The sequence below is a fragment of the Alicyclobacillus pomorum DSM 14955 genome (assembly GCF_000472905.1).
GTDB classification, from domain to species: Bacteria; Bacillota; Bacilli; order Alicyclobacillales; family Alicyclobacillaceae; genus Alicyclobacillus_A; species Alicyclobacillus_A pomorum.
Genome location: NZ_AXAR01000024.1, coordinates 1 through 22,475 on the forward strand (window position 1 = coordinate 1; position 22,475 = coordinate 22,475).

Annotated in this window: 19 protein-coding genes, 2 rRNA genes and 2 pseudogenes; 13 read left to right on the forward strand and 10 right to left on the reverse strand. The window is 46.8% G+C overall.

All coding sequences use genetic code 11. The annotated features are described in order from the left end of the window. Together YWK_RS0116635 and rrf are read left to right on the forward strand one after the other, a co-directional pair. A 23S ribosomal RNA gene (locus tag YWK_RS0116635) occupies nucleotides 1–228 on the forward strand; the annotation flags it as partial. A gap of 117 nt (nucleotides 229–345) precedes the next feature. Beyond that, nucleotides 346–462, forward strand: a 5S ribosomal RNA gene (rrf, locus tag YWK_RS0116640). Nucleotides 463–635: 173 nt separating this feature from the next. On the opposite strand, the gene YWK_RS22730 is transcribed toward rrf, so the two are convergent. Together YWK_RS22730 and YWK_RS20475 are read right to left on the reverse strand one after the other, a co-directional pair. After that, nucleotides 636–1,523, reverse strand: coding sequence for a site-specific integrase (locus YWK_RS22730; protein ID WP_281172266.1), 888 nt, complete (start codon nucleotides 1,521–1,523; stop codon nucleotides 636–638). A 463-nt stretch (nucleotides 1,524–1,986) separates the two neighbouring features. After that, complete coding sequence (locus tag YWK_RS20475) at nucleotides 1,987–2,688, reverse strand: polysaccharide deacetylase family protein (protein WP_051375705.1); 702 nt, start codon at nucleotides 2,686–2,688, stop codon at nucleotides 1,987–1,989. Between the two features lie 567 nt (nucleotides 2,689–3,255). Here YWK_RS20475 and YWK_RS0116655 point away from each other — a divergent pair. After that, entirely contained in the window at nucleotides 3,256–3,747 is a 492-nt protein-coding gene (locus YWK_RS0116655; RefSeq protein ID WP_026965691.1) for a phospholipase D-like domain-containing protein, read from the forward strand. Nucleotides 3,748–3,833: 86 nt separating this feature from the next. On the opposite strand, the gene YWK_RS0116660 is transcribed toward YWK_RS0116655, so the two are convergent. Continuing rightward, on the reverse strand, nucleotides 3,834–4,259 hold the full coding sequence (locus YWK_RS0116660; RefSeq protein ID WP_026965692.1) for a VOC family protein: 426 nt from the start codon (nucleotides 4,257–4,259) through the stop codon (nucleotides 3,834–3,836). Between the two features lie 252 nt (nucleotides 4,260–4,511). Here YWK_RS0116660 and YWK_RS22950 point away from each other — a divergent pair. The 3 genes and pseudogenes from YWK_RS22950 to YWK_RS0116670 form a co-directional block, all read left to right on the forward strand. Further along, nucleotides 4,512–4,640: pseudogene (locus YWK_RS22950) on the forward strand (IS256 family transposase); the annotation flags it as partial. Nucleotides 4,641–5,155: 515 nt separating this feature from the next. After that, a complete protein-coding gene (locus tag YWK_RS20480; RefSeq protein WP_051375706.1) occupies nucleotides 5,156–5,494 on the forward strand; it encodes a hypothetical protein in 339 nt (112 codons plus the stop codon). Nucleotides 5,495–6,068: 574 nt separating this feature from the next. Further along, the gene (locus YWK_RS0116670; protein WP_035467375.1) at nucleotides 6,069–6,398 is read left to right on the forward strand and encodes a hypothetical protein; all 330 of its coding nucleotides are present in this window, start codon (nucleotides 6,069–6,071) and stop codon (nucleotides 6,396–6,398) included. A gap of 191 nt (nucleotides 6,399–6,589) precedes the next feature. On the opposite strand, the gene abc-f is transcribed toward YWK_RS0116670, so the two are convergent. The 4 genes and pseudogenes from abc-f to YWK_RS20485 form a co-directional block, all read right to left on the reverse strand. Further along, nucleotides 6,590–8,404: a ribosomal protection-like ABC-F family protein gene (abc-f, locus tag YWK_RS0116675; RefSeq protein WP_026965694.1), complete on the reverse strand. Its 1,815-nt coding sequence runs from the start codon at nucleotides 8,402–8,404 to the stop codon at nucleotides 6,590–6,592. A gap of 456 nt (nucleotides 8,405–8,860) precedes the next feature. Next, nucleotides 8,861–9,196 (reverse strand): hypothetical protein, encoded by a 336-nt coding sequence (locus YWK_RS0116680; protein WP_026965695.1) that lies wholly within the window; start codon nucleotides 9,194–9,196, stop codon nucleotides 8,861–8,863. 223 nt (nucleotides 9,197–9,419) lie between these two features. Further along, nucleotides 9,420–9,911, reverse strand: a pseudogene (locus YWK_RS21645) (SRPBCC family protein). Nucleotides 9,912–10,202: 291 nt separating this feature from the next. Further along, nucleotides 10,203–10,538 (reverse strand): DUF192 domain-containing protein, encoded by a 336-nt coding sequence (locus tag YWK_RS20485; RefSeq protein WP_051375707.1) that lies wholly within the window; start codon nucleotides 10,536–10,538, stop codon nucleotides 10,203–10,205. A 1,399-nt stretch (nucleotides 10,539–11,937) separates the two neighbouring features. On the opposite strand from YWK_RS20485, the gene YWK_RS22010 reads away from it, so the two are divergent. The 3 genes from YWK_RS22010 to YWK_RS20495 all read left to right on the forward strand — a co-directional run bounded on the left by YWK_RS22010 (nucleotide 11,938) and on the right by YWK_RS20495 (nucleotide 14,571). Then, complete coding sequence (locus YWK_RS22010; RefSeq protein WP_156909198.1) at nucleotides 11,938–12,144, forward strand: hypothetical protein; 207 nt, start codon at nucleotides 11,938–11,940, stop codon at nucleotides 12,142–12,144. 181 nt (nucleotides 12,145–12,325) lie between these two features. After that, nucleotides 12,326–14,023: a PAS domain-containing sensor histidine kinase gene (locus YWK_RS20490; protein WP_169727203.1), complete on the forward strand. Its 1,698-nt coding sequence runs from the start codon at nucleotides 12,326–12,328 to the stop codon at nucleotides 14,021–14,023. Between the two features lie 20 nt (nucleotides 14,024–14,043). Then, nucleotides 14,044–14,571, forward strand: coding sequence for a DUF3658 domain-containing protein (locus tag YWK_RS20495; RefSeq protein ID WP_169727204.1), 528 nt, complete (start codon nucleotides 14,044–14,046; stop codon nucleotides 14,569–14,571). 25 nt (nucleotides 14,572–14,596) lie between these two features. On the opposite strand, the gene YWK_RS0116715 is transcribed toward YWK_RS20495, so the two are convergent. Next, nucleotides 14,597–15,529 (reverse strand): hypothetical protein, encoded by a 933-nt coding sequence (locus YWK_RS0116715; protein ID WP_026965700.1) that lies wholly within the window; start codon nucleotides 15,527–15,529, stop codon nucleotides 14,597–14,599. A gap of 249 nt (nucleotides 15,530–15,778) precedes the next feature. On the opposite strand from YWK_RS0116715, the gene YWK_RS0116720 reads away from it, so the two are divergent. Next, a complete protein-coding gene (locus YWK_RS0116720) occupies nucleotides 15,779–16,537 on the forward strand; it encodes a class I SAM-dependent methyltransferase (protein WP_026965701.1) in 759 nt (252 codons plus the stop codon). 518 nt (nucleotides 16,538–17,055) lie between these two features. Here the strand turns inward: YWK_RS0116720 and YWK_RS0116725 are convergent. After that, nucleotides 17,056–17,247, reverse strand: coding sequence for a hypothetical protein (locus YWK_RS0116725; protein ID WP_026965702.1), 192 nt, complete (start codon nucleotides 17,245–17,247; stop codon nucleotides 17,056–17,058). Between the two features lie 467 nt (nucleotides 17,248–17,714). On the opposite strand from YWK_RS0116725, the gene YWK_RS0116730 reads away from it, so the two are divergent. After that, nucleotides 17,715–19,352: an FAD-dependent monooxygenase gene (locus tag YWK_RS0116730; protein ID WP_026965703.1), complete on the forward strand. Its 1,638-nt coding sequence runs from the start codon at nucleotides 17,715–17,717 to the stop codon at nucleotides 19,350–19,352. A 1,667-nt stretch (nucleotides 19,353–21,019) separates the two neighbouring features. On the opposite strand, the gene YWK_RS21225 is transcribed toward YWK_RS0116730, so the two are convergent. Then, complete coding sequence (locus tag YWK_RS21225) at nucleotides 21,020–21,766, reverse strand: hypothetical protein (RefSeq protein ID WP_051375709.1); 747 nt, start codon at nucleotides 21,764–21,766, stop codon at nucleotides 21,020–21,022. 266 nt (nucleotides 21,767–22,032) lie between these two features. Between YWK_RS21225 and YWK_RS21650 the strand changes: the two genes are divergently transcribed. Then, the gene (locus tag YWK_RS21650) at nucleotides 22,033–22,143 is read left to right on the forward strand and encodes an ACT domain-containing protein (protein ID WP_084453819.1); all 111 of its coding nucleotides are present in this window, start codon (nucleotides 22,033–22,035) and stop codon (nucleotides 22,141–22,143) included. A gap of 148 nt (nucleotides 22,144–22,291) precedes the next feature. Beyond that, nucleotides 22,292–22,475: transposase (locus YWK_RS0116745; protein ID WP_026964460.1), on the forward strand; the 184-nt coding region annotated here is incomplete at its 3' end.

Genomic DNA, 22,475 nt, shown 5'->3' on the forward strand with positions numbered 1-22,475 from the left:
GAACCGACCGCTGGTGTCCCAGTTGTTCCGCCAGGAGCACAGCTGGGTAGCTAAGTCGGGACGGGATAAGCGCTGAAAGCATCTAAGCGCGAAGCCCCCCTCAAGATAACGTATCCCATCCGGTCAACGGAGTAAGACCCCTTGAAGAAGACGAGGTAGATCGGTCCGGTGTGGAAGCGTAGTGATACGTGGAGCAGACGGATACGAATCGGTCGAGGGCTTCACCTGAACACACAGGGTAACCTGTAGGAGAGGATTCGCTGTTTAGTTTGCAAGGTACAGTGAGTTACCTTGGAGGAAGGATGTAACTCAACGCACAAGATGTGCGATGAGCATACATAGATGTCTGGTGGCAATGGCGGAGGGGAAACACGCGTACCCATCCCGAACACGACCGTTAAGACCTCCAGCGCCGATGATACTTGGGGCGGGAGCCCCTGGGAAAGTAGGACGCCGCCAGGCAAGAGAGCAAAAGAGCTCAGTGCATATGCACTGGGCTCTTTTATGTATAACCAAACTTCCGAATGTGAGCATATGGTACAAGTGAGCAATCCTTATTCGGGCCCAATTTATAGTTCGTCAGCTCAGTTGGCGTTGAAATTATAGCGAGTTTCTACCTATTAAATATCAACCACTCACAAGCCTAAATAGGTCGATGCATTGTCTCGGAATAGGTTGGCATCTCGGATGTACTTCTCCATGACTTGGCGACTCTTGTGTCGAGTCTGTTTCATGATGGAACGTTCACTCGCTCCGTTTATTGCTGCTTGGGTAGCCAATCCTGCACGTAGACTATGTCCGCCATACAAGTGGGGGTTCAACCCACAAAGGGAAGCGTACTTTTTCACCAATCGCGAGATGGTCTGGCCGCTGATTCCGCTTTCCAGAATTCGATCGTTCTTGGTAATGCGCCGGAACACGGGGCCAGAATCAAAACCTGCTAGCTTAATCCAATGTTCCAGCGCCAACACCGGACAGGTGTCCTCATTTCGGCCGAACTCGATGGCAACATCCTGACTTTTCCCTTCTTGGTCCGTTTTACTCCTCGTTAGCGTAATCAGTAATCCTCGGCGAACGGATTTTACATTCTCTATCTTCATGTTGGCCAGCTCCGAGCGACGAAATGCTCCTGCGAAACCAACGAGCAAAATCGCTTTGTCTCGTACACCTCGCGCCCCGTTCGGTAATTTTTCCAGCATGCGTAATAGATCATCGGTTAGTACGGGAGCCTTTCCAGATTGCACTGATCCCTTTGTTCGTACAATACCCTTCCAGGTCCTTCGTACAACCGTGCTTGCCGTTGGCGATTCAAACTTAGAGTGCAGATGCGCAGCCTTAATTGCAAGTAGCCGGCGACTAATGGTGCTTACCTTTCTCGTTTTGGCCAACTCCGTAATGTAGAGTGCAACGACGAAGTCCGGTGCAGGTAGGAACGGTAGAGAATTAGATTGACACCAACTCACAAAGTGTTTCCAATCTGATACATAGGATCGGATCGTATTATCAGATTGAGAATGTTCCATATAATCCTTTGTTTCACGCACCAATTCTTGTAGTCGGTCGGACAAGATGATGGATGGCTTTTTTACGATATCGTTCAACAGTAGTCACCTCCGACTATATAGATTCTAGCATTTTTTTAGCACGATAAGGCTATATTATCGTACATAGATTATGTAAACTAAAATTGCATTGCAGAAGGTGATTTACAACAAAAATTAAAGTGGTCCCACACATGACCGAATAGGATAAAAGCGAATTGGAGATATGCGACGCACGTGAAGTTCTCTGTCAGGGAGGGGAACATGGTGTGCGATGTGAACGACCAATCGTTTACTTATGTACCTTTTTCGTCCACAAATGCCATTCCTACCGTTCGTTTTAAGAGGCTTTTAGAGGTGTCCTAAGGGAATTATACCTGTTGCCTAACAGATGGCCTTCCTCCTGTTATTTTTGCTCTTCGGCATAGTGCGCAAGGCTAAGAACTCACTTTTCAAACGACAGCGCCAGGGCACCACGAAACGTCGAGAGGGGCATACCTTCATATATCCGGATCCGATGCAAAGTGTAAGGGCCATCCTTGGCACTTGCATAACCCGAATGTTCTGTTACAGCCAAAACATAGCCTGAATTGCGTAGGAAATCGAAAGTTGCCACACGGAACTTGCCACTGGGATAACAGAAAAAGCGTACTGGGTGACCTAGTCGCTTGGATAACGTCTGTGCCGACTGCATCAATTCCTGCTTCGTCACTACGTTAGAAGCATTGCGCAAGTCGACATGGTGAACCGTATGGGATTGTACGTCCATAATTCCTCGCCGATTCATTTCGAGTAACTCTGTCCACGTGAGCATTGGGTGTTGCCCTCTAGATCCGATTGCATCAGTCACCATGAACACCGTTCCTTTATACCCGTATCGAGAGAGAATCGGATAAGCCTTTGTATAAACGCTCTTGTATCCGTCGTCAAATGTAAGAAGAATGGGCCTATCTGGTAGCGGACGTTGTTGATACAAAGCAGCATACAATTGTTCCATCGTAATCGTGTGAAAGTCATTTTGATGCAGGAATTCCATCTCAGATTCGAACTGCCCAGGAGCCATTCCAAGGCTATTGCGATGGAGGTAATTTAATTCATGATACATGAGAATTGGTACCCGGACTTGCTTAGAATCCGTCGATACCATCCGCCGGGTGCATCTTACTGACACTGCCAATTGTTTGGCTTTTAGATCAGGGTGGCCTATAGGTGAAGCAGAAACTCGACCATTTGCCACACTAGTGACCATTGTTACCAAACAGATGGATACCAATCGTAAAAGATGCCGCGAGGTCAATACGCAGTCTCCTCCTCAAACTACATGATTCCGTACCGGTACTATGCGCTTAGATACAGATTTATATTTTGCTTTGTGGCAGCTTTACCGCAGCACTAAACCGCAATTGTCCGAGGGTGCGCATACCCGCTCGTAAATGAACTGGATTTGCACATCCAATTTGTGGGTGGAAGAGGGAGTTACCCTAAGTCTTGAAGAAGATTTTCAAAGAAGAGAAGACCATGGCACAAATTGCAACAGGCGAGTAGTTAACCACAGCGGGAATCAGAAAGATAGCCAGACGTAGACCTTTGGATTTTGTTGCAAAATATTCATAAAACTTTAGTGAATTGTTCCATAAAACCATACCACTCGTGAACGATATTTTTACAGAGTTTTCGTACATTTAAGGTGGAGTGAGGACAGGGAGGTAATCATATGAGTCTTAGTACGAAAGCTCAAATTCATACATTCTTTTCTCCGGATGATGACACGCAGAAAGTTTTTTTGGATTTTATTCGCAGCACGAAACAGCATTTGCGCATCGCGATTTATTCATTACATCTTCCGCCATTGGTAGACGAATTGATTCAGTTGCATCGTTCGGGAGTGGATATCGCTCTAGTCTGCGACCATTCACAGGCGGAAGGGAAATATGAACATCCTGAAATTCAGCAACTGCATGTAGCTGGAGTTCCACTTGTAGTAGGCACCAGTCAAAAGCATAAAATTATGCACCACAAGTTTACCGTGAAAGATAAAGTATCAGTGGAGTCCGGCAGTTGGAACTTTTCATTGAGTGCCAGTCAGGAATCGAATTACTTCGATGTTGTTGAGTCCACGGATCGAGCAACGTTATTTTTATCCAAGTGGCAAGAAATGTGGAATTGGATCAGTAAGAACGAACCTCAGTTGGAAAACAGAGTGTAGAGTGCATCTAAACACCCCAGAGTTATGTTCAATACGAAACAACAACGGCTCTGTCGCAGGCATGCGAACAGAGCCGTTTCATTACATTATTGATGTCCCTCAGTGTAGATTTGCCAGGTTACACCGAACTTGTCCGTTACAATACCGTAAGCGGGGCTAAAAAATGTCTCTTGAAGGGGCATGCTCACTTCACCATCTTCTTGCAAGGCCTGAAAGAACTTTTTTGACTGTTCTTTGTCGTTCGTCGAAATACAGATGGTAACTTGGTTCCCTGATTGATGAGGTTGACCGGGAAACGTATCAGAAAACATGAGGGCGTCTTCTCCGATTTGGATTGTTGCATGGGATACGCGGTCCTTAGCATCTGCTGGTAAGGGAAATTCCGGGTTTTCCGGCATCTCGCCAAAAGTTTGTTTAAAGACAACTTTGGCATCCAACGCCTTTTCGTAAAATTGAATAGCCTCATTTGCATTACCGTTCATGACTAAATAGGGAGTCAATTTCACTGCCATCGTTCAACCACTCCTTAGATCCTGTTATTTTTCATTTCTACTTGCTCAAATCAACCCCATTATTACACACGACTGGGAAGTTTATTCGCAAGCGGAACACGAATCACCAGTCATCCCTGAGGTACTTGTACAAGGACCTTGCCCTAGGTAAAGTCTTACGTAGTGATGTAAATTCAGCAGCATTCCTATGATGAGAAAGCCATCGAGTGCAGCTACTCATGTGATGAGCAATTAGTAGAAAGAATTACATCATTGGCTTCTATGGATAACATCGCACTTTTGGAGCTTATTCGAAAGATCCAATTGAATGGGGATGTCGATTTTTTTCGGGAGGGACTGAAAGTCCTAACCCAAACCATCGTGGAAGCTGAAGTTTACTCACCTGTAAGGAATTTGACAACGTGGTCCAGACATTCCATGACTGTCCATTGTGAGGCATATCACTACCTCCGTCAAAGTACTAGAGGATGTTGGGAAAACGATGAATCAGGCATCATTATAGTTTTGAGGTGGTGGGATATGGGGGTAGTATGACATCGGTATGGACGACTGTCTTATTTCGTTTGCTTGATAGGTACAAGCCGTTGTTTTTGAAGTGTGGTGGCATATATTAAAATTACCCATCGATGACCCACCAATGCCACCATCGTACATTCACCTCCAATAAAACGCCCCGTACATAGGGGCGTTTTATTGTTTGTTTAATAAGGGCGTACAAGCCGCGCATGTCTATGATACAAGCCGTCTCACGATTGAATTTCCTGCCATACCCTAAATTAACTTTGGTTTAAAGAGTTGATGGCGATAACCCCTGCATTTTGAGCAATCAATGATGGGGCAATGGGTAGAAACACAAACGAAGCAGACACGACGGAGAAAGGAGGAGGGATATTTCTATGCCAAGGAAGCCCGTAAAAAAGTCGTCTGCATTCAATGCACTGAAGCAACATCTTGCGGGTAAAGGAAATGTTTTTGGGATTCTCGACGACGTGAAAAAAGTCAATCCCGAGCAATGGAAAAGCCCATCGCAAGTGGAACAGCTTGCTAGAAAGTATATCGACAAGTTGGGTCTTGCGGTTCCCGAACAACGCATCAAGCAATTTATGGATGCGTATCAGGACGCAATAAAGAACGGATCGAACGCTGATGAATTGATTGAAAAATACGGTAAGAATGTAGATGAAGGGACTGCACAAGCGATTAAAAAATATGTTTCGAAATCAAAATCAACATAAACCTGTATCGGAGGGGTACCTGTATCCCTCCGATATGTTTGCTGTTCTGACTTAAAAAGTACATTCTGTGGTAATTTTCCTCAAAGGAATGTGTCTGAGGCTTTGACTCGCATAGACCCCATAAGGTGGACTTGTCCTACAAGATACCTGTCGGTTCCAACTGGGAATGATTTATCACTATGATATGGCATGTCTGTGGCACACAAAAACTTCATATCCGGTACATCCCACCTCCCCCTTCTGAACGGACGTGCCACAGACAGGCATTGGACAGCCCTTGTGTGGCTGTCCAATGTTATATGCGATTCAAAGGTATAGGGAATACGGCTGGTCACTGGAATTTGTGCAACTGATGAGTAGACTCGGCCAGAAGTGATGGATCCGACTGTATTATTTCATTTGCTTGATAGGTACAAGCCGTCTCACGACCGAAGTTCCCGCCATACCCTAAATTAAAACTTTCTTTTAAGCAGTTGATGGCAATAACCCCCGCACATTGAGCAATCAATGATGGGGCAAAGGGTAGAAACGGGAACGAAGCAGATACGACGGAGAATGGAGGAGGGATATTTCTATGGCAAGGAAGTCCGTAAAAAAGTCGTCTGCATTAAATGCACTGAAGCGAAATCTTGCGGGTAAAGAAGGAACAGCTTTTGAGATTCTCGATGAGGTTAAAAAAGTCAATCCCAATCAGTGGAAAAATCCATCCCAAGTGGAACAGCTTGCTAGAAAGTATATCGACAAGTTGGGCATTTCGGTGCCCGAGCAACGTATCCATCAATTTATGGATGCGTATAAGGACGCAATAAGGAACGGATCGAATGCTGATGAATTGATTCAAAAATACGGTAAGAATGTAGATAAAGAAACCGTAAAGACACTGAAAAAATATACTCCGAAATAAACAGAACACCGGCATCTCGGAGGGGTAACTGTGCCCCTCCGACATGTTCGCGAAGGTACATTCGGTAGTAATGTTCCCCAAGGAAAAGTGTCTGAGACTCGCATAGATCCACAAGGCTGAAGAGCGCGTATTGGAGCAGAGTAAAGCAGCAACCCGAAAGGTTTCCGGTTGCGAATTCCGCCGTTCGCTTACTATCTCCGCAACTCGTGCAGCCGTGCCCGGACCTTGCGAATCTGCACCATTAGGCGATTGTTCTCCTCCGCGTTATCCATCTCCATCGACATCAACTGTGTCAGTGAGAGTTCCAGCCGTTGGATCTCGCCCTGCACCTGAATGTCCGTATGGTCTCGCTCCATTCGCGAGACGAAATCATCCATCGTCCCATCGACTACACGCACCGTCTTCTCTTCAAAGTAGATCACGCGATTGACGAGCTTGCGAAGCAGATACCTGTCATGCGAAGCTACCATCAATGCCCCAGGATACGCCAGGAGCGCCTCCTCCAGTCGTTCCCGCGTCTCGATGTCCAAGTAGTTCGTCGGCTCATCCAGAAAGAGGAAGTTTGCGTTCGAAAAGTAGAGGTTCACAAACGCGACGCGGCAGCGTTCGCCCATGCTGAGCGACGAAATTTGCTTAAACACATCCTCTTTCCGAAATAGGAAACTGGCGAGCACTGTTCGCGCATAGGATTCGGTCATCCCCGGCAGCGCGAGCACGGTATCAAGAATCGTGTGCGAGCCATTCAGGTTGTTCAATTCCTGCGCAAAGTAGCCGATTTTCGTCTGTGGGTGATGGGTCACGCTTCCCGACTGTGGCTTCAGTCGCCCGGTCACGATGCCAAGAAATGTCGATTTTCCCGCGCCATTCGGCCCGATCACGCCGATTCTATCGCCCCTCCGAACCTCTAACCGGATGTCCCGGAACATTTCGCGGTCGGGGTAGGAGAAATGCACGTCCTCCAACCGTACGAACGTCTTGGCATCGAATGCGCCGTCTTTAAACGATACATCAGCGTGGAACCCGTCGTGAGGCCGATCCTCCTGCTCTGCCTCCAGACGCTCAAGCGCGCGTTCCTTCGCCATGAACCGAGTCGAATTTTTCTGCGCTTTCTTTTTTGCGAAGGGATCACGTTCGCTTGCCGCATTGTGTGCTCTGTCGTACCACTCCTTATATCTCTGAATGGCTTCGAGAAGCGCCTTTCGCTCGCGCTGCTGCTTGTCGTACAGCGCCTGCTGCGTTCTGATTTCCAAATCCCTTGCTGCACGGAATGCCGAGTAGCCGCCTTTATAACGTTTGGTACCCTTGGGTGTCAATTCGTACGTCGTATCCGCGACGGCGTCGATAAAATACCGATCATGCGAGACAAACAGAACGCTCCCTCCATAAGATTTCAGCCAATCCTCCAGCCAGTCCATTGTCGCGGCGTCGAGATGATTCGTTGGCTCGTCGAGCAGCAGAAACTGCGGTGCCGTAACTGACAATTTCGCAAACTGCGCCCGCGTCTTCTGCCCGCCGCTCAGCTGCTCATAGGGAACGGGGAAGTGGGATGCCTCAAAGCCCAGACGCTTCAGCGCGATTTCTACCTCCACCTCGTACTCGTATCCGCCCTTCGCAGTGTACGTGTCAATCAGCTTCAGGTATTCGTCCATGACATGCTTGTCGTCTGACCCGCCCTCCAAGTTCCGCTGAATGCGCGCCATATCGCGTCTCACATCGTGCAAATCCCTGCGCGCACTGTGCACGAAATCAAACAACGTCATGTCCCGTCCGACGCGAATCTCCTGTTCAATCCATCCCCATGCTTCGAGAGGAATGCCGCGCTCGATCACGCCTTCCTCAAACACTGACCGCCCCATAATTCCCTCGATGAAACTTGTCTTTCCGATGCCGTTTCTGCCAATCAACGCCACGCGTTCTCCAACGGAAACATTGAGAGACGCGTTTTCAAACAGCCGCTTGCCATTCCATTCCTTAGCGGCGCCAGCCACTTTCAGCGCAAATAACATTCTGCTCACATCCATTCTTAGCATTGAAAAAGCCGCAGGCAAACGGCCCGCGGCGGAACGTACGAATGGATGTTGCATCGACTGGGGTGACCATTGGGACGGGGAGGAGAGAGACCGCGTGACGGATGGGGATAGATAACGAGATCACCGTCACGTATCGCCAAAACTCTCCAAGAAACACATGCAAGGCCGCAATGAGACACACTTATTCCGTACGCTCTGCCGCTGGCAGAGACATTTGCCCTATGAGGTTACTTGGACAAACTGTCGGAATTGGACATGGTGTCTAATTGGATACCTCCACGGTGCGAGAATTCGTTATATGACAGGTATGATATACGAGTTGGCATAAAAGTGCAATTGATGGAACCAAGGATTGCGTGAAAAAGGGCTTGGCCCGTTGAGATATGGGAGGACATTGGGGGTTAACATCCTGCGATGGACACTGAATACGTCTCATTTCACATTCAGCAACACGACACCTACCACCACAACAATTCCGCCGATGATTTGTAAACTGGATGGATGTTGTTTTAACAAGAGCATCCCCAAAACAAATGTAATGATTGCACTGAGTGATACGTTTAGCATTTGCACGATAAACAATGGAACTTTTTGATTTGTTGCTAAAACGACACTTTTAGAGTACCAAGCGTTCATCAAATACATAACTGGGATTAAAACCACTTGCGAAATGAATACCTGCCGGTTTGTCGTTAAGAATTTTGCACTAAACGCCCATACTGAAGAAAAAAACAAAGATGCTGCTGCGATTCCATACCACCATGTCATATTTTTGTAGAATACCCTTCTTATTATTTTTATATTTGATTTTATATGATCTTAATCATCGCTTCAATCATCCTAATAGTGTTAAGAAATTATAAACGCAACAACAGCTTGCTTCTCACTTGAATAAGCCCTGGAACCACAGCCTGCGCGTTACGCTCTCAATGGTCTGCCGGCCAGACAGAAAACGGCTGACATGAGGTTGGCAGCCGTTCATTGATTAGATTTAGCCTTTATAGCTGATTTGCCCCGTCTCTAGCAATTCCTTAAGCCCCATGAACATCAAATTCCAACCGTGCTCCGATCCGTCCCGATACTCTCTCAGCGCCTTCTCGATATCTGCGGTGGTCCAATGCTCCTCGTGAGGCACGACAATGTTCTGCGTGAATGTCATCTCGCAGCCTTCCGGGATATCTGTCAGCTCGATGGTTATCGTATCCTCGGTTTGGCTGAATTACGGCATTTGAACACTAATTTCCGCGGGCGGATCGATCTCGAGGTATTCCCCGATCGCCCGATAATCGGTGCCATTACAGTGATCCATAGTTTCCCAACCTCCGCCGACCCGCGGTTCATTGCGAGATTCCTTATTCGTACCCTCCAGCGTGAAGAGCCACTTTCTCATCATGTTCGGATTCAGCCAAGCGTCGAATACCTTTTCCGGTGATACTAGGAACGTCCGTACCATCGTTAACGTCGTGCTCGAATCATTGTTCATTCCTTGTCTCCTTTGCTTATTGTTCCCTTGCGCTAGCTCACGTTCGCCAGCTCCTAGACCGTTCTTTCTTTCCATGTCATCATGCGAATCATTTCTGGTCTAGTCGCATCCGAAAGCGTATAAAACACATCGTCTAACGTTTCATCGTTATGGATGATTATAAGTCAATCCTCACCAATATCAAACTTGATGGTTACTGATTAAATGCCCATAAAATAATTACACACAGGGCAGGATGGTTGAATAAACAAACTAGACTACCCTTAATTTCGCATTTTGGACTGGTATTGTTTATTGCCAATGCCATTGCTCTCCTACAGTAATTTGGTGTCTTCGGATAGCCCCTGCATTCAATTCCACGACATGTCTTGTCCCTTCGAATGCAATCCCTTCTCTGTTAGGCATGAGATGTTCCTCAATTCCAATGACAAGCCCAAATGGATTTAAATAAACAACATCAATCGGAATCTTCATCCCAAAGGTATGGATCCGGTTTGCCCCCATAAGAAATAAACCGCTACCAGCAGTTGTCTTTCCCAGTAATCCTTTTCTCAAATCATCTAAGGTAACGGCAAGTTTCATTATGCGAAAAAAAGTAGTATGACGATAGACGATTACCGATTTCATCTGTTCATCCTCCATTTCCTTGGGGGCGTATGGCGCAATCGGGAAGGAATACGCACTTAGGACCGTGTTTTTTTTAATTCTCAAACGACCCAATAGTCGATTTCATGACCATTTTCTGTTACCAGTTGAATCAAATTAGGTTCAGCTTTGGTTATTGGCTCCGTTGAGGGTACGTCTGCCGTGTTGATGGTTAAGACGTGAAGACCCGTTCTCTGTGGAATTACAACGATTACAATCTGATTTCCTTTCGCATAGAGTTGTTGTACCCTCGCTTGCAACACAACCATCATGAGCTTACCGAACGCCTTTGCTTCAACGAACCGAGGCGCTTTGTGGATTTCATCATTAATTCCAACATTATGAACGAAATCACAAAAGATTGACCCGATTATATACGACGCAAACACTTGATGAAGCGCGTAATGGACTCTGAGCGTCGGGTTGCTCCATCTACCCCCAGCATACGAGTGGTTCCAGTACGTTCGATACACGGGTGTTCCTACTCTGGTTTGTTTAACACGGTGGTAAAAGGAACGGGTTTGCCCTCACGAATAACTGCCAAGGCGTTTCTCGGAGGGGATTGAAAGGGCTTTGTATATGGTGGTTGAGGGGCGGGCGTGCAATATTGCGTTTCATCTTCAGCTAAAGGACAGAAGTGTGCAATGGTGTATCTTTGATTAAAATGGGTAGCATTCCTAGATTGCGAGAGGAATGGGCACTGCTGAGGAAGAACCTTAGTGAAATGCTCGATGGGATAGGGCTTCCAACAGCATTGGATATTCCGTCCATGGGGTTGTTGTTTGGTGTGAATCGACAATATCTACACTCAACTTCTCTTCACCGTTATCCGGTATTTGCTGAAGATGAAAATTAGTACATCATCCATTACTTCAGGGAAGAGGTACAGATGTTGCATGTTGCATTGTTTGTTCCCGTGCGAAAAGCAGTTTCAGATGTTCTGAAAGTGTTTATAGATGAAGGGGTGTTAAAGGACAGGCAATTCCACACCCGTATCAAATGGACATAGGAGACAACAGTACATGCGGTTGTCTGACGAGTTTAGGAATAAGGTTCAGACGTGGTTTGTGTAACAGGCATAGTGAGTAGTTCAGTACATTTCCTTCTCGTTGAATGTGAGCTGCTCCACAGGCACGTCTTAACATCAGAGAACGAATTCGGTATTGAATGAATACAATGTTGTCCATACACGAAGACAAGCAATGACTGTAGCAAGTACATTTGAGATTCCCATAAATCGTATGGAGGGTCCCAGAACCACCAGTAAGTTTTAACGGTTGGCGAAAGTACGGACGAATGTAATATAGAATGTGTCACTGCAAGCATAAGATGAGTTGATGATGCAACCTTGGTGAAAAGGTGGGCAAGGAGTCCTATGAGTGTGATAAAGAAATATCGTGTTGGTCAGCGTGTTAGGATTCGCCAAGGCACTGACAGCGATTTTGCAGGGCATTTAGGTGTTATTGTCTATGTAGGGGTCAGTATTTGCGATGTGAAGATTGCACACAAGCAACATGGCTCTTATATGACTAGTACATGTATAGCTACATTTCCATATGATGACTTGGAAATTTTACAACGAGATTAACCAAGAGACCAAATAACGCACTTTAAAACTTCATGTAAATGTTTTACAGTAATTTTACCGGATGTACACTATTAATACCTCCGTGTTTAGTGTTAAATGTATTCTAGGTGAAAAGTAAGTAAAAGATTTACATAAGCACAATGTAACGAGGAACACATACAGTAGTCAGATGGTGATGTTTGTGAAGAAAAATCTTCAACGTATTATTAAAAACCGTGCTCTTGAAATATCAATCATCTATGCATTGGTCGGAGGGGGATGGATCTTATTCTCGGATATGTTGTTGGATAGATTACTGGAATATAATGCGCCTCTTCGAATTTTAAAAGGTGTCTTGTACGCTATAGTGACTGCGTTGTTGCTTTATGTATTAATCCGTCGCCATGAATCATCGGTTAAACAATCCACTGAAGCGCTTCAATTAGAGGAGCAAAAATTTCACGCGTTATTTGAAAATGCGAATGATGCAATTCTTTTATACGAGTTGACGGAAAACAACATGCCTTCGAATTTTATCGAAGTAAATCAAGCGGCATGCAGAAGGTTTGGCTACACACGTGATGAGCTTCTCTCCATGTCGCCACTCAGTATTACTCAAGAAAATCGACTGGAAATGATTCCATCTATATTTGATAAGGTTGTCAGACAAGGTTCTTTCACTTGGGAGGGCAGTAATATCACCAAGGATGGACGTTTGGTTCAGAGCGAATATAGTGTACGTGTCTTAACATTAGGTGGAAAGAAAGTTGTCTTATCCATTGTTCGGGATATTACAGCACGGAAGCGAGCCGAAGAAATTTTACGTGAAAGTGAAGCAAAATACCGTCTGATTACTGAAAATATGTCTGATTTAATCGGGGTTGTAAATGTAGACGGCGTTGCGCTCTACGCATCACCATCACACAAGACGGTTTTAGGGTTCCCTCCTGAGCATTATGAAGGTAATTTTGTCTTTGATTTAGTTCATCCTGAAGATATTGCACTAGTGAAACAACGATTTCGTACGATGCTGGAAACGAAAGAGCGGACTAGAGTGGAATTTCGATATGCTCACTTTCATGGCCATTGGGTATTTGTGGAGGCACACGGTACTCCAGTAATTGATGAATACGGCAATGTCGAAAAAATTGTAGTGGTTGCACGTGATATTACTAAACGAAAACAAACTGAAGAACAGCTTCTTAAGTCAGAAAAACTTGCGGTCGTTGGTCAATTAGCTGCAGGAGTTGCCCATGAGATTCGCAATCCAATGACGGCTTTAAAAGGATTTTTACAGTTAATCTCTAGACAAGGTGAGAATGCACGTTATTGTAACATTATGCTATCTGAATTGGATCGAATTAATACAATCGTCGATGAATTCTTGATGGTGGCGAAACCACAGGTACAAAAATTCCAACACAATGATGTCCGAAATCTCCTTAGGGATGTCATTATCTTGATGAATGCGCAGGGAACTATGAGCAATGTACGAGTATCCATAAATTTTGAACCTAGTGTTCCAATGGTTCCATGTGACGGAAACCAGCTAAAACAAGTGTTCATCAATATTATCAAGAATGCGATTGATGCAATGCCTTTGGGTGGAGACATCGAGATTCAAGTGACGCACGAGGGAAATAAGGTGTTCATTCGATTTATTGACAATGGATGCGGTATTCCCGAAGAACGGATTCCCAGGTTAGGAGAGCCGTTTTATACAACGAAAGAAAAGGGTACAGGTTTGGGGCTTATGGTGAGTTACAGAATCATTGAAGCCCATCACGGAGAGATTAGGATAAGTAGTGAAGTAAACAAAGGGACAATGGTTGAAGTCGTTTTGCCAACGAGGGATGAGCACGTTTCCTCAATGTCTCATCATCTAGTAGCTCATCCATAAATGCCTGTCGCCCCTGGAGGGTGGTGGGAGATAGTCCAACAGAATACACAGACATGATGTGTGTGCTGGCATATTTACAATGCACAATTCCAGCATCAGTTGTCATGGTTTCTTCCGCCTATCACAAGAGATATAAAAAATTTCGACCACGCTCAACATGTGAAGTCACCTCAGAAAAGATGATCACGCTTCTGGAGGATGCAAAAATCCTTTCTCAACGTGTTAGGGAGCGATACGTAGCGAATTGGAACCGTCTACTAGAGGACAAAGGCACTCTTCGAATACTGAAGAACCGACAGGTGGAAACGGTACCTGAAGATTATTTTGACCCCGAAATTATTCGTCTGGCCCAAAAGACTTATCGGCAAACGAAGCGTGATTTTGTTGCTGCAAGGCTTGTGGGTGATTTTCTCGCCCGTCAAGAACAAGGTATGATGGATGCAATCGCTTTCTGGAGAATTCGTTGCTTAATTCAGCAGGGCGTTTTTTCCTATGAGGGATCAATGAATAACATGCTTCAGTGCCGCATTAAACCGATGAATGTGTAATAGAGATATTTCAGTCGTCCTCGGGTCACTTGCTAAAAACGGATTCCATGGTTTTTTCGAGAGTCAGAGAAGTTCCACAGTTTAGCATGACGTTCCCGATTGTAACCGTCCATGACAGTAGTGAGAACTTTACATTTGCTTCGGAACCATTTTCTCTATAGAACTTCGCAGCGATGTTTGTAGTTGTCCCAGGAGTGGCTGATGGACCACCACTGCTCATTCCAGGCGTAGAAACTTGAAGTTCATTCATCATTTGTACCACGTTCGTAATCCATGTTTTATCTGTAATGGTTTTGGACGATTTTCCGTTTGTCAACACGACTTTAACGATATCGATTGGCAAATACGAATCCTTCGGACGTGTCGGCGTGACGATATACGATGTTTTTAATTTAAAAATCGTTTCACCGTCTTGCTTTTGTGCTAAAAAACCAAGGTTGATATCGGGTGCTTTCGTTGGGTTTCCCGGTGGATCACCCTTTGTGAAGTCGTAGTAGACCGAAGTCATCTTCCCGAAATTCCCGGATTGCCCCTGCCCACCTAGTGTGTATCCCAACTTTTTCAACTGCTGAGTGTACCAAGCTTTAATTTGCAATTGTGAGTCCCTGGACTTAAAATACAGCGTCCCGTCGACCAAGTCTCCATCCATCGGTGTCCCCATATCGCCGATGGCGGTCACAGGTTTCGTGGATGTAGCTCCAGGATAAACAGGCAAATACACAATGACCGCTTTCGTTGGTGGAGTTACATGCGGAATTTGCTGTGCTACCCCTGCTACAATAGGATCTGGATCAAGGGTCATTTTTACACTGGGGGTTAGTGCGTTCTGAAAAAATGTAACGGGCTGGTTCGATGGTGAAACCGGTTGACCGCCATCAGGACCAATTTTCTGTGCAGCTCCGCATCCAGCTAAAATAAGCGCGTTTAGCGCCACTCCAATGATCATCGCTCTCCCCATGGTTTAATCCCCCCCTGTAGATGAGACGTGCGTAGTTATTTATCCGTTACAATGTTCCTCCTCAATTGCAGGGGGAATTCTGAAGATTTGAATCCCGATCCGGAGACGATTCGTCATACAGTACAAAGCCGAAAGACACTGGAATGGCATTAGTTTCATAAGCGAAGGTAGGTGGAGGGCTGTACTTCGACATGTATACTAAGTTTTTGTAATATTACGTATATAACATGAGACTAAGGAGGCGTTTAGATGAACAATGATTGGAATGTGCGACTTTACGACAGTAAGCTTAGATTTGTGTCCGAGTTCGGAAAAGCCGTTGTTTCATTGTTACATCCAAAGGCGGGAGAGAAAATCCTGGATTTAGGTTGTGGAACTGGGGACCTAAGTTTTGAAATATCGAAATCCGGCGCCTTAGTCGTTGGGATTGATCTATCCAATTCGATGATTCAAGAGGCACGTGTAAAGTATCCTAACCTGCAATTTAAGGTGGAGAATGGAGAAGAATTTCGTACTGAGGAAAAATTTGATGCCGTCTTTTCAAATGCTGCATTGCACTGGATGAAGCGTGCTTCAAATGTTATCGAGTCTGTTTGGTTGGCATTGAAACCTGGTGGACGGTTTGTTGCTGAATTTGGGGGAAAAGGGAACGTTGAGTTGGTTATCAAAGGCTTAGAATACGCCTTAAATGAGTTTGGAATAACCGCAGCAGAAAGGAACCCTTGGTATTATCCGAGTATTGGAGAGTATGCCTCTTTGCTTGAGAAGCAGGGTTTTCGAGTCACTTATGCACACCATTTTGACCGTCCGACACCGCTAGAGGATGGAGAACGGGGCTTGGACCATTGGATAAATGCCTTCGCAGGACATTTTTTGCATGGTCTGAATGATTCCGAAAGACTTCATGTGATACAAATGGTTAAGGAAACAACACGCTCACATCTCTTTAGAGATGGCCAGTGGTTTGCTGACTATAAGCGTCTACGAATTGTTGCTGTAAAAAATTAATTTGTCGTACGTAAATAGTGAAAATCAATGGCGGAACCGTTTCGAAAAGAATTCCGCCCAATAGACTATGTGTGTTGTCGAAGATGAGTCGGGACGAATCGTTGATTTCGCTGATGGCGGACCTGAGACGCGTTTGTTAACGTAACTGACGTTCCGGGCGTTCAAAATCGCCACATGTCGGTGGATATATTGCTTCACGAAAGTCCATCTGGATTGGTTTTGGAGCTTCAAAGAGACAATCCTCTATATCCCTATCGTCGGTATTCTGTGCCAAAATTACTTTGAATACAGAGGGTATTGAAGCGATTGACACCGGGTACAGACACTTCTGATGTTCACCCCACATAAATTCTGTAGTGTAGTTCCAAAGCACTGTGCGAATGGCGGTTCCGCCAAGGAATAAAAGGGCCTGTCGGTTTCGGCTCTGGGTTGGAGGGCAAGTTAGAACCATCACGGGTGTTTAGGGTGGTCCATTAGAATGACGGTCCCGCCATTCGTGCTCAATCGGTGAATTTGCGCTAGAGGATTTTTCGTTCTAAAACATTCTCAGGGTCGATGGTTGTGTCTGGTCGTTTTGCTGTCGGTACTCCTACCTTAGGATTCATGACCAATTTTTTAAAAACCATGTGTTTTTTAACCGGCCTTTCTTCTCCATCTTTACATAACTCCAGGCAAATACGTTGCATGTCATCAAAATCGATAAGCGACATCTTTCATCCTCCTCCGCAAAGTCATCTTAATATTCCAATATATACTCTGTTGAAGGTTGTAAATATGTGAAAAGTGTACGTATGTGAAAAGAAGAACTTGGACGCATTTCTCAATCCGTCGTAAATGGGGCCGATTCACTCAACAACGGTTAATTCACATAAACCAGCCAATATCTTGTCAAATTCTAACGGTTCTTGATGGTTTCTTTGCATAAGGTAGGTTATAGAACGACGCTCATATACCGATTATTTGAAACGTATTGTTGCGTTAAAGGGAAATTCGTTGGTTCCGCTGCCTGCTGCGTAATGGATGGAAAGATGCTGATGATACTGCAAAGCGTGTCGCCGTGCCAAGTAATAAACACCCATTGAGCGATCTGGCAGTGAAACGACCGATGAGGTTATGATATGGCTTTTTGTTCCGGTATCAAACCGAACAACGACTACGAACGAAAGAAGGCTTTTCCATGAATAATCAATTGCATAGCCCGTCCCAGTACGATGAGACCACACCTGTACTTGTTGTTGGGGGCAGTCTGGTAGGCCTTTGCATGTCTCTATTTCTCTCTCGGCAGGGAATTGATTCGTTGCTGGTCGAGCGCCATCCGGGCACCGCAATTCATCCACGTGTGGCGGGCCTCACCGCACGGACCATGGAAATCTTCCGTGCTGTCGGGGCTGAATCCGCCATTCGTCAGGTCGAACCGGTGTTCTCTTTAGACAGCAAGGTCCCTTTAGTCGAAAGTCTGGTTGGCCAAGAGTTCGATAACCTGATGGAAGATTTCAGCGCCTTCTTTTCCCCTGCAAGCCCGGTTCAGGGAAGCCTCATTGCTCAGGACGTGCTAGAGACGGTGCTGTATACACTTGCTACACAGGCTGGAGGGGAACTGCGCTATGATACCGAGCTAGTCGGGTTCGAGCAGGACGAGGAAGGGATTACAGCTACCATTCGTAATCGGGGCAGCGGTACCAGCTGCCGGGTGCGCACGAGGTTTCTGATCGCTGCTGACGGCAGCCGAAGCGGGATCAGAAAGCAGCTTGGCATCGGCCAGCATGGAGAGGGGAGCTTAGGGCATTTCATCAGCATGGTCTTCGAAGCTCCTGGACTAATGGATCTGTTTCACAAGCGGCAGGCTGTCATGTGCTTTCTCGCGAACGAAACCGTGAGCGGGGCGCTCGTCGCCTATACCGGATCGGAAGCGAGGCCGAACCTCTTCCGGCTGGACACTGGCTATGACCCGGAGGAAGAAGCACTTGCTGATTATCCTGAGGCACGGTGCTTGCCGCTCATTCGGGCAGCTATTGGAATTCCAGATTTCCCGGTGCAATTGAAAACCGTGCTCTCCTGGGAAATGGTCGCGCACATTTCTGATTGCTTTCAGCAAGGTCATGTGTTCCTGGTTGGTGATGCCGCACGCGCCCAACCTCCTGCGGGTGCATTGGGAGGGAATACCGGCATCGCCGAGGCACAGAATCTCGCTTGGAAACTTGCCGCTGTACTGCGGGGCGAGGCCGGTGAGCGATTGCTAGACACCTACGATGCTGAGAGACGACCCCTTGCGGACTACACTGTCGAACAGGTGGCGTTGCTTTCACAGCAGCGCAAGAACGAGGGATCTGAGGGGATCACAGTAGATACCTTAGCCATCAATATGGGTTATCGATACAGCGTAGGAGCCATCGTGTCAGAAGACGATAAGAATCTCCCCCTTGTTCAGCGCCCAGATTTGTGGATGGGCCAACCCGGGACACGCGCTGCCCATGTTGTCCTCGAACGCCAAGGCAAGTCCCACTCGACGCTGGATCTGTTCGGTTCTCACTTTGTCTTGCTCGTAGGTCCGAACGGACAGAACTGGCTAGATGCAGCCCGACGCACAATTGACGTATTACATCTCCCCTTGGACGTCTATCGGATTGGCGGGGAGGCGGGAGATTTTATCGACGCTGGGAGTACGTTTTGTGACACGTACGGAATCACCCCAACTGGGGCGGTGATCGTGCGACCTGACGGATTCATTGGGTGGCGAAGCCAGGGGGTAGGTGAAAATGCGCAAGAACTTGAGCAGACTTTGACGGAGGTTCTCACCACCCTCCTCTTTCGCTGAGGCCAGGAAAATAAGAACTATCCGCGCAAATTCCTGCAGCGCGCACTCACCATTGAGATTGGCGAAGCTCGGAAAGGTTGCTTAGTTCTCCATGAAACAATCGATGAAGAAAGAGGAGCCGGCAATGGCTGCACGTCTCAAGGCCGGTATTGCTTGCAGCAAACGATAGTTGAATAACAGAAAGAGCGGCACAAGATTGCATCGCAATGTTGTGCCACCTTTTGTTGATACTAGAACTGAATCGCTGGCTACGGGATGTTGTTGGAAGGTGAGATTCTCACTTTTGGGGAAGGCACATTTGAGCGAAATCTTATAATATCGAAGCGCAGCACGAGATCTCAATGATAACGGACTACGAATAACCGAGTATCCTAGATTTTTGTAGTTTTGGCGGGATCAAACGGAAATCAAACGTCTACCTGACTATCACGATACGGTGTGAGAGAAGCAGTTCGCTCATGTCGGTACCCTGGTTCGCGTTACTTGTCATTTTGTGCGAGAAGAGAACCCACGCTTTGGAAGCCGAAAACGTACGCCATGCTGAGAAGCCATTTCTGAAGAGCCAGGTGCCGGAGGAGCAGCCGACAAGGCTGAGAAGCTGGTGGAGTGAAAGTCTCCACATCACCAATTGGTCGATTCGGGTGATTAGCATATCCAATGCATGGAGAGGTAACGAACCATGTTCTGCTTGGACGTAAAAGCCGTGGCGGCCTATGGAAAATCATAAGGTCGGAACAGCCTGTACGGCGAGCAAACTTGGAGGCCAGAAGGACGGAAACGAATACTGCAGCTCCGAAATTAGGCTCCCTTCTGAAGCTGTTGAAGGGTCATCGCTTGCGCCGACCCGGTTTCCCGCAAGGGGAAGGCCGAAGTCCCATGGGAAGAAACGACCACGAGCACCATGGGAGCAGCCGGGGTATGGGTTCTGGCATCCAAGGAAAGTTTCTCAGAGATAACGTCGGGAAGGTCCTACTTCCAGCTGGGATGACAACAACCAGCAAAGACCGATCCTATAAGCGACTGCGAAGTGGTACGGAGGATTTAGGACTGGCGCATGAGGCCGTAGTAGCGAGAATAGAGGGGTAATGCCCGCTTAAGTACAGGGACAGATGTACTTCAACAAAGGTAACACCGGAGTTGAGCGAAGGGCCTCTGGGCGCCTGGGGCGCCGAAACTGGAGGGGAACAAATTGAACCAGAACACAGGATCTGGTCACACCTCTCAGCGTACGGCTAACGCTTAAGTAAACCTAGCTGTCTACGGGCGTACATGGGTGTCACCATTTAACCCTGGGACAGGCAGGGAAGGATTATGACGCGATAGTAGACCCAGGGCCAGAACCGGACTCGGGAAATCCGACCGTCCGGGATCGTAGGGGGGCTTCAGGAAACGTGATAGAACAATGGGACGACCGAAAACACTTCTATGGTACGAAGTATAAAATCACCGGCGGCAGGTATCCTGCAACCTCGCCGTCATTGGCAATGCAGGAACGGAATCATTCCTTGGTCCTATGCACGCGCCTGATTTCTATCCCAACAATCCGCACGCCGGGTTCTGTGGGGGGGGTCGGGCCACCAGTTGGGTGGCCTCTCTTCCCAGAGGCTAGGAAGCCAGTCCTCTACTTTGATGTCACGGAGCTCCCGCAAATCTAAAGCGCATTATTCTCAGAATCTCCTTGCAATAAATGTATTTCGGCTGGCTGGCGAGTAGTTGCCTCCGTTATAGCCGCTTCGGTCGGGTGTTGTAATGAAACAAGGAATGACGGTGTATCGCACGCCCGGGGTTGCGTTCACAGTAAATGTCATCAGCAAGCGTGTGCCGGTGCGGTCGACAGGGGTGATGGCGACCCGGTTGGGCGTCAGAGCGGTTTCACGAGTAACCGGATCATTTTTACCAATGCTGGCGATATCAGCCGGCCGGTCCAAATTGTTTCGCACCCAATATGAACCGGCACGGGTTGCAGATTGGAGGTTCACGGGTCTATCGAACAGAAGTTCGATCCGGTTCGGGCCCACTTGCTTTGCCTCCAGAAGGTTTGGAATAACAAACAGGGCTTGGTTTTTGGGGATTCGAGCCCAATCTGCTTTTACTTCGTAGCGAATACCTGGTACTACTTTCTTGCGACCTACCGTTACAAACATTTTTTGGGCCGCATCGTACCTGGCTACGAGCGTCTCTCCCGCTTGAGGAACGATCCGAATGGTTCTACGTCGGAAATCTCCCGCTCCAACAAGCCTAAACTTGTCCTCGTCCACTACAATGACCTGCCGAATATTCACTTTCTGGGGAGACGGATTATCTTGCGTGTTGAGTGTTTGCTGAACGTTAGGAGATGCAAACGTAACTGGTACGAAGGACATTGTGACACTTAGACTTACAACAGCCGCAGTGAGGAGTTGTTTACTGTTCAATCGTAACACCTCCAAGGTACAGTCAATTTTTCACAGAGTATATTGTTTCAACAGCACCGCTTTTATTCAGAACCGATACAAGTGAAATGCACGTTGACACCTTCCTCCAGTTGACATAGTTGAATCCTTGGTTTTCGTGCGTCTTTGAAGTGTTATTGGCGCATTTTCTGTACGAAATAACCGCGGAAAACGGTGACATGAATGGCCCATAAACAAGGGCGTCCGATGGTTGGTTAGTTCACACAGATTGCAATGTAGAGGGGCCTTTGGAATTTTTGCTCACTGGAATTGTCTCCGTTTTAACACAACCTCTGGCTAATGAAGGTATCAGCATTTTTGCAATCTCCACATACAACACAGATTATCTTCTTGTATAAGAATCTCAATGAGCACAGGCCGTTGAGAGTGAAGTCCATATCATTGTGTAAAAAAGGCTCGGTGTCGTAAGTAGCAAAATGAGCCATTTCGTCCCTCTTCGGTAGAATGGAATTTGGCCAAACCCATTCACGAGGAGGAGAACGAACAATGGCTCTTTATCAGATTAACCTAGATGACGCGCTTTTGCACGGGCTCTTTCAACAAGACGGGGGTGTAGCCCGACTTCTTGAACAGGTTTTGAACCAGATCTTGCAAGCTCAAGTCGCGGAGCAGATTCAAGCCGCTCCATACGAGAGAACCGAAGAACGCCAGGGCTATCGCAATGGTACCT

Bases quoted from the DNA above. Each gene is read 5' to 3' on its own strand.
- YWK_RS22730 (WP_281172266.1), bottom strand. From the start codon at position 1,523: ATGGAACATTCTCAATCTGATAATACGATCCGATCCTATGTATCAGAT.
- YWK_RS20475 (WP_051375705.1), bottom strand. From the start codon at position 2,688: ATGGTATCGACGGATTCTAAGCAAGTCCGGGTACCAATTCTCATGTAT.
- YWK_RS0116655 (WP_026965691.1), top strand. From the start codon at position 3,256: ATGAGTCTTAGTACGAAAGCTCAAATTCATACATTCTTTTCTCCGGAT.
- YWK_RS0116660 (WP_026965692.1), bottom strand. From the start codon at position 4,259: ATGGCAGTGAAATTGACTCCCTATTTAGTCATGAACGGTAATGCAAAT.
- YWK_RS20480 (WP_051375706.1), top strand. From the start codon at position 5,156: ATGCCAAGGAAGCCCGTAAAAAAGTCGTCTGCATTCAATGCACTGAAG.
- YWK_RS0116670 (WP_035467375.1), top strand. From the start codon at position 6,069: ATGGCAAGGAAGTCCGTAAAAAAGTCGTCTGCATTAAATGCACTGAAG.
- abc-f (WP_026965694.1), bottom strand. From the start codon at position 8,404: ATGTTATTTGCGCTGAAAGTGGCTGGCGCCGCTAAGGAATGGAATGGC.
- YWK_RS0116680 (WP_026965695.1), bottom strand. From the start codon at position 9,196: ATGACATGGTGGTATGGAATCGCAGCAGCATCTTTGTTTTTTTCTTCA.
- YWK_RS20485 (WP_051375707.1), bottom strand. From the start codon at position 10,538: ATGAAATCGGTAATCGTCTATCGTCATACTACTTTTTTTCGCATAATG.
- YWK_RS0116715 (WP_026965700.1), bottom strand. From the start codon at position 15,529: ATGGGGAGAGCGATGATCATTGGAGTGGCGCTAAACGCGCTTATTTTA.
- YWK_RS0116720 (WP_026965701.1), top strand. From the start codon at position 15,779: ATGAACAATGATTGGAATGTGCGACTTTACGACAGTAAGCTTAGATTT.
- YWK_RS0116725 (WP_026965702.1), bottom strand. From the start codon at position 17,247: ATGTCGCTTATCGATTTTGATGACATGCAACGTATTTGCCTGGAGTTA.
- YWK_RS0116730 (WP_026965703.1), top strand. From the start codon at position 17,715: ATGAATAATCAATTGCATAGCCCGTCCCAGTACGATGAGACCACACCT.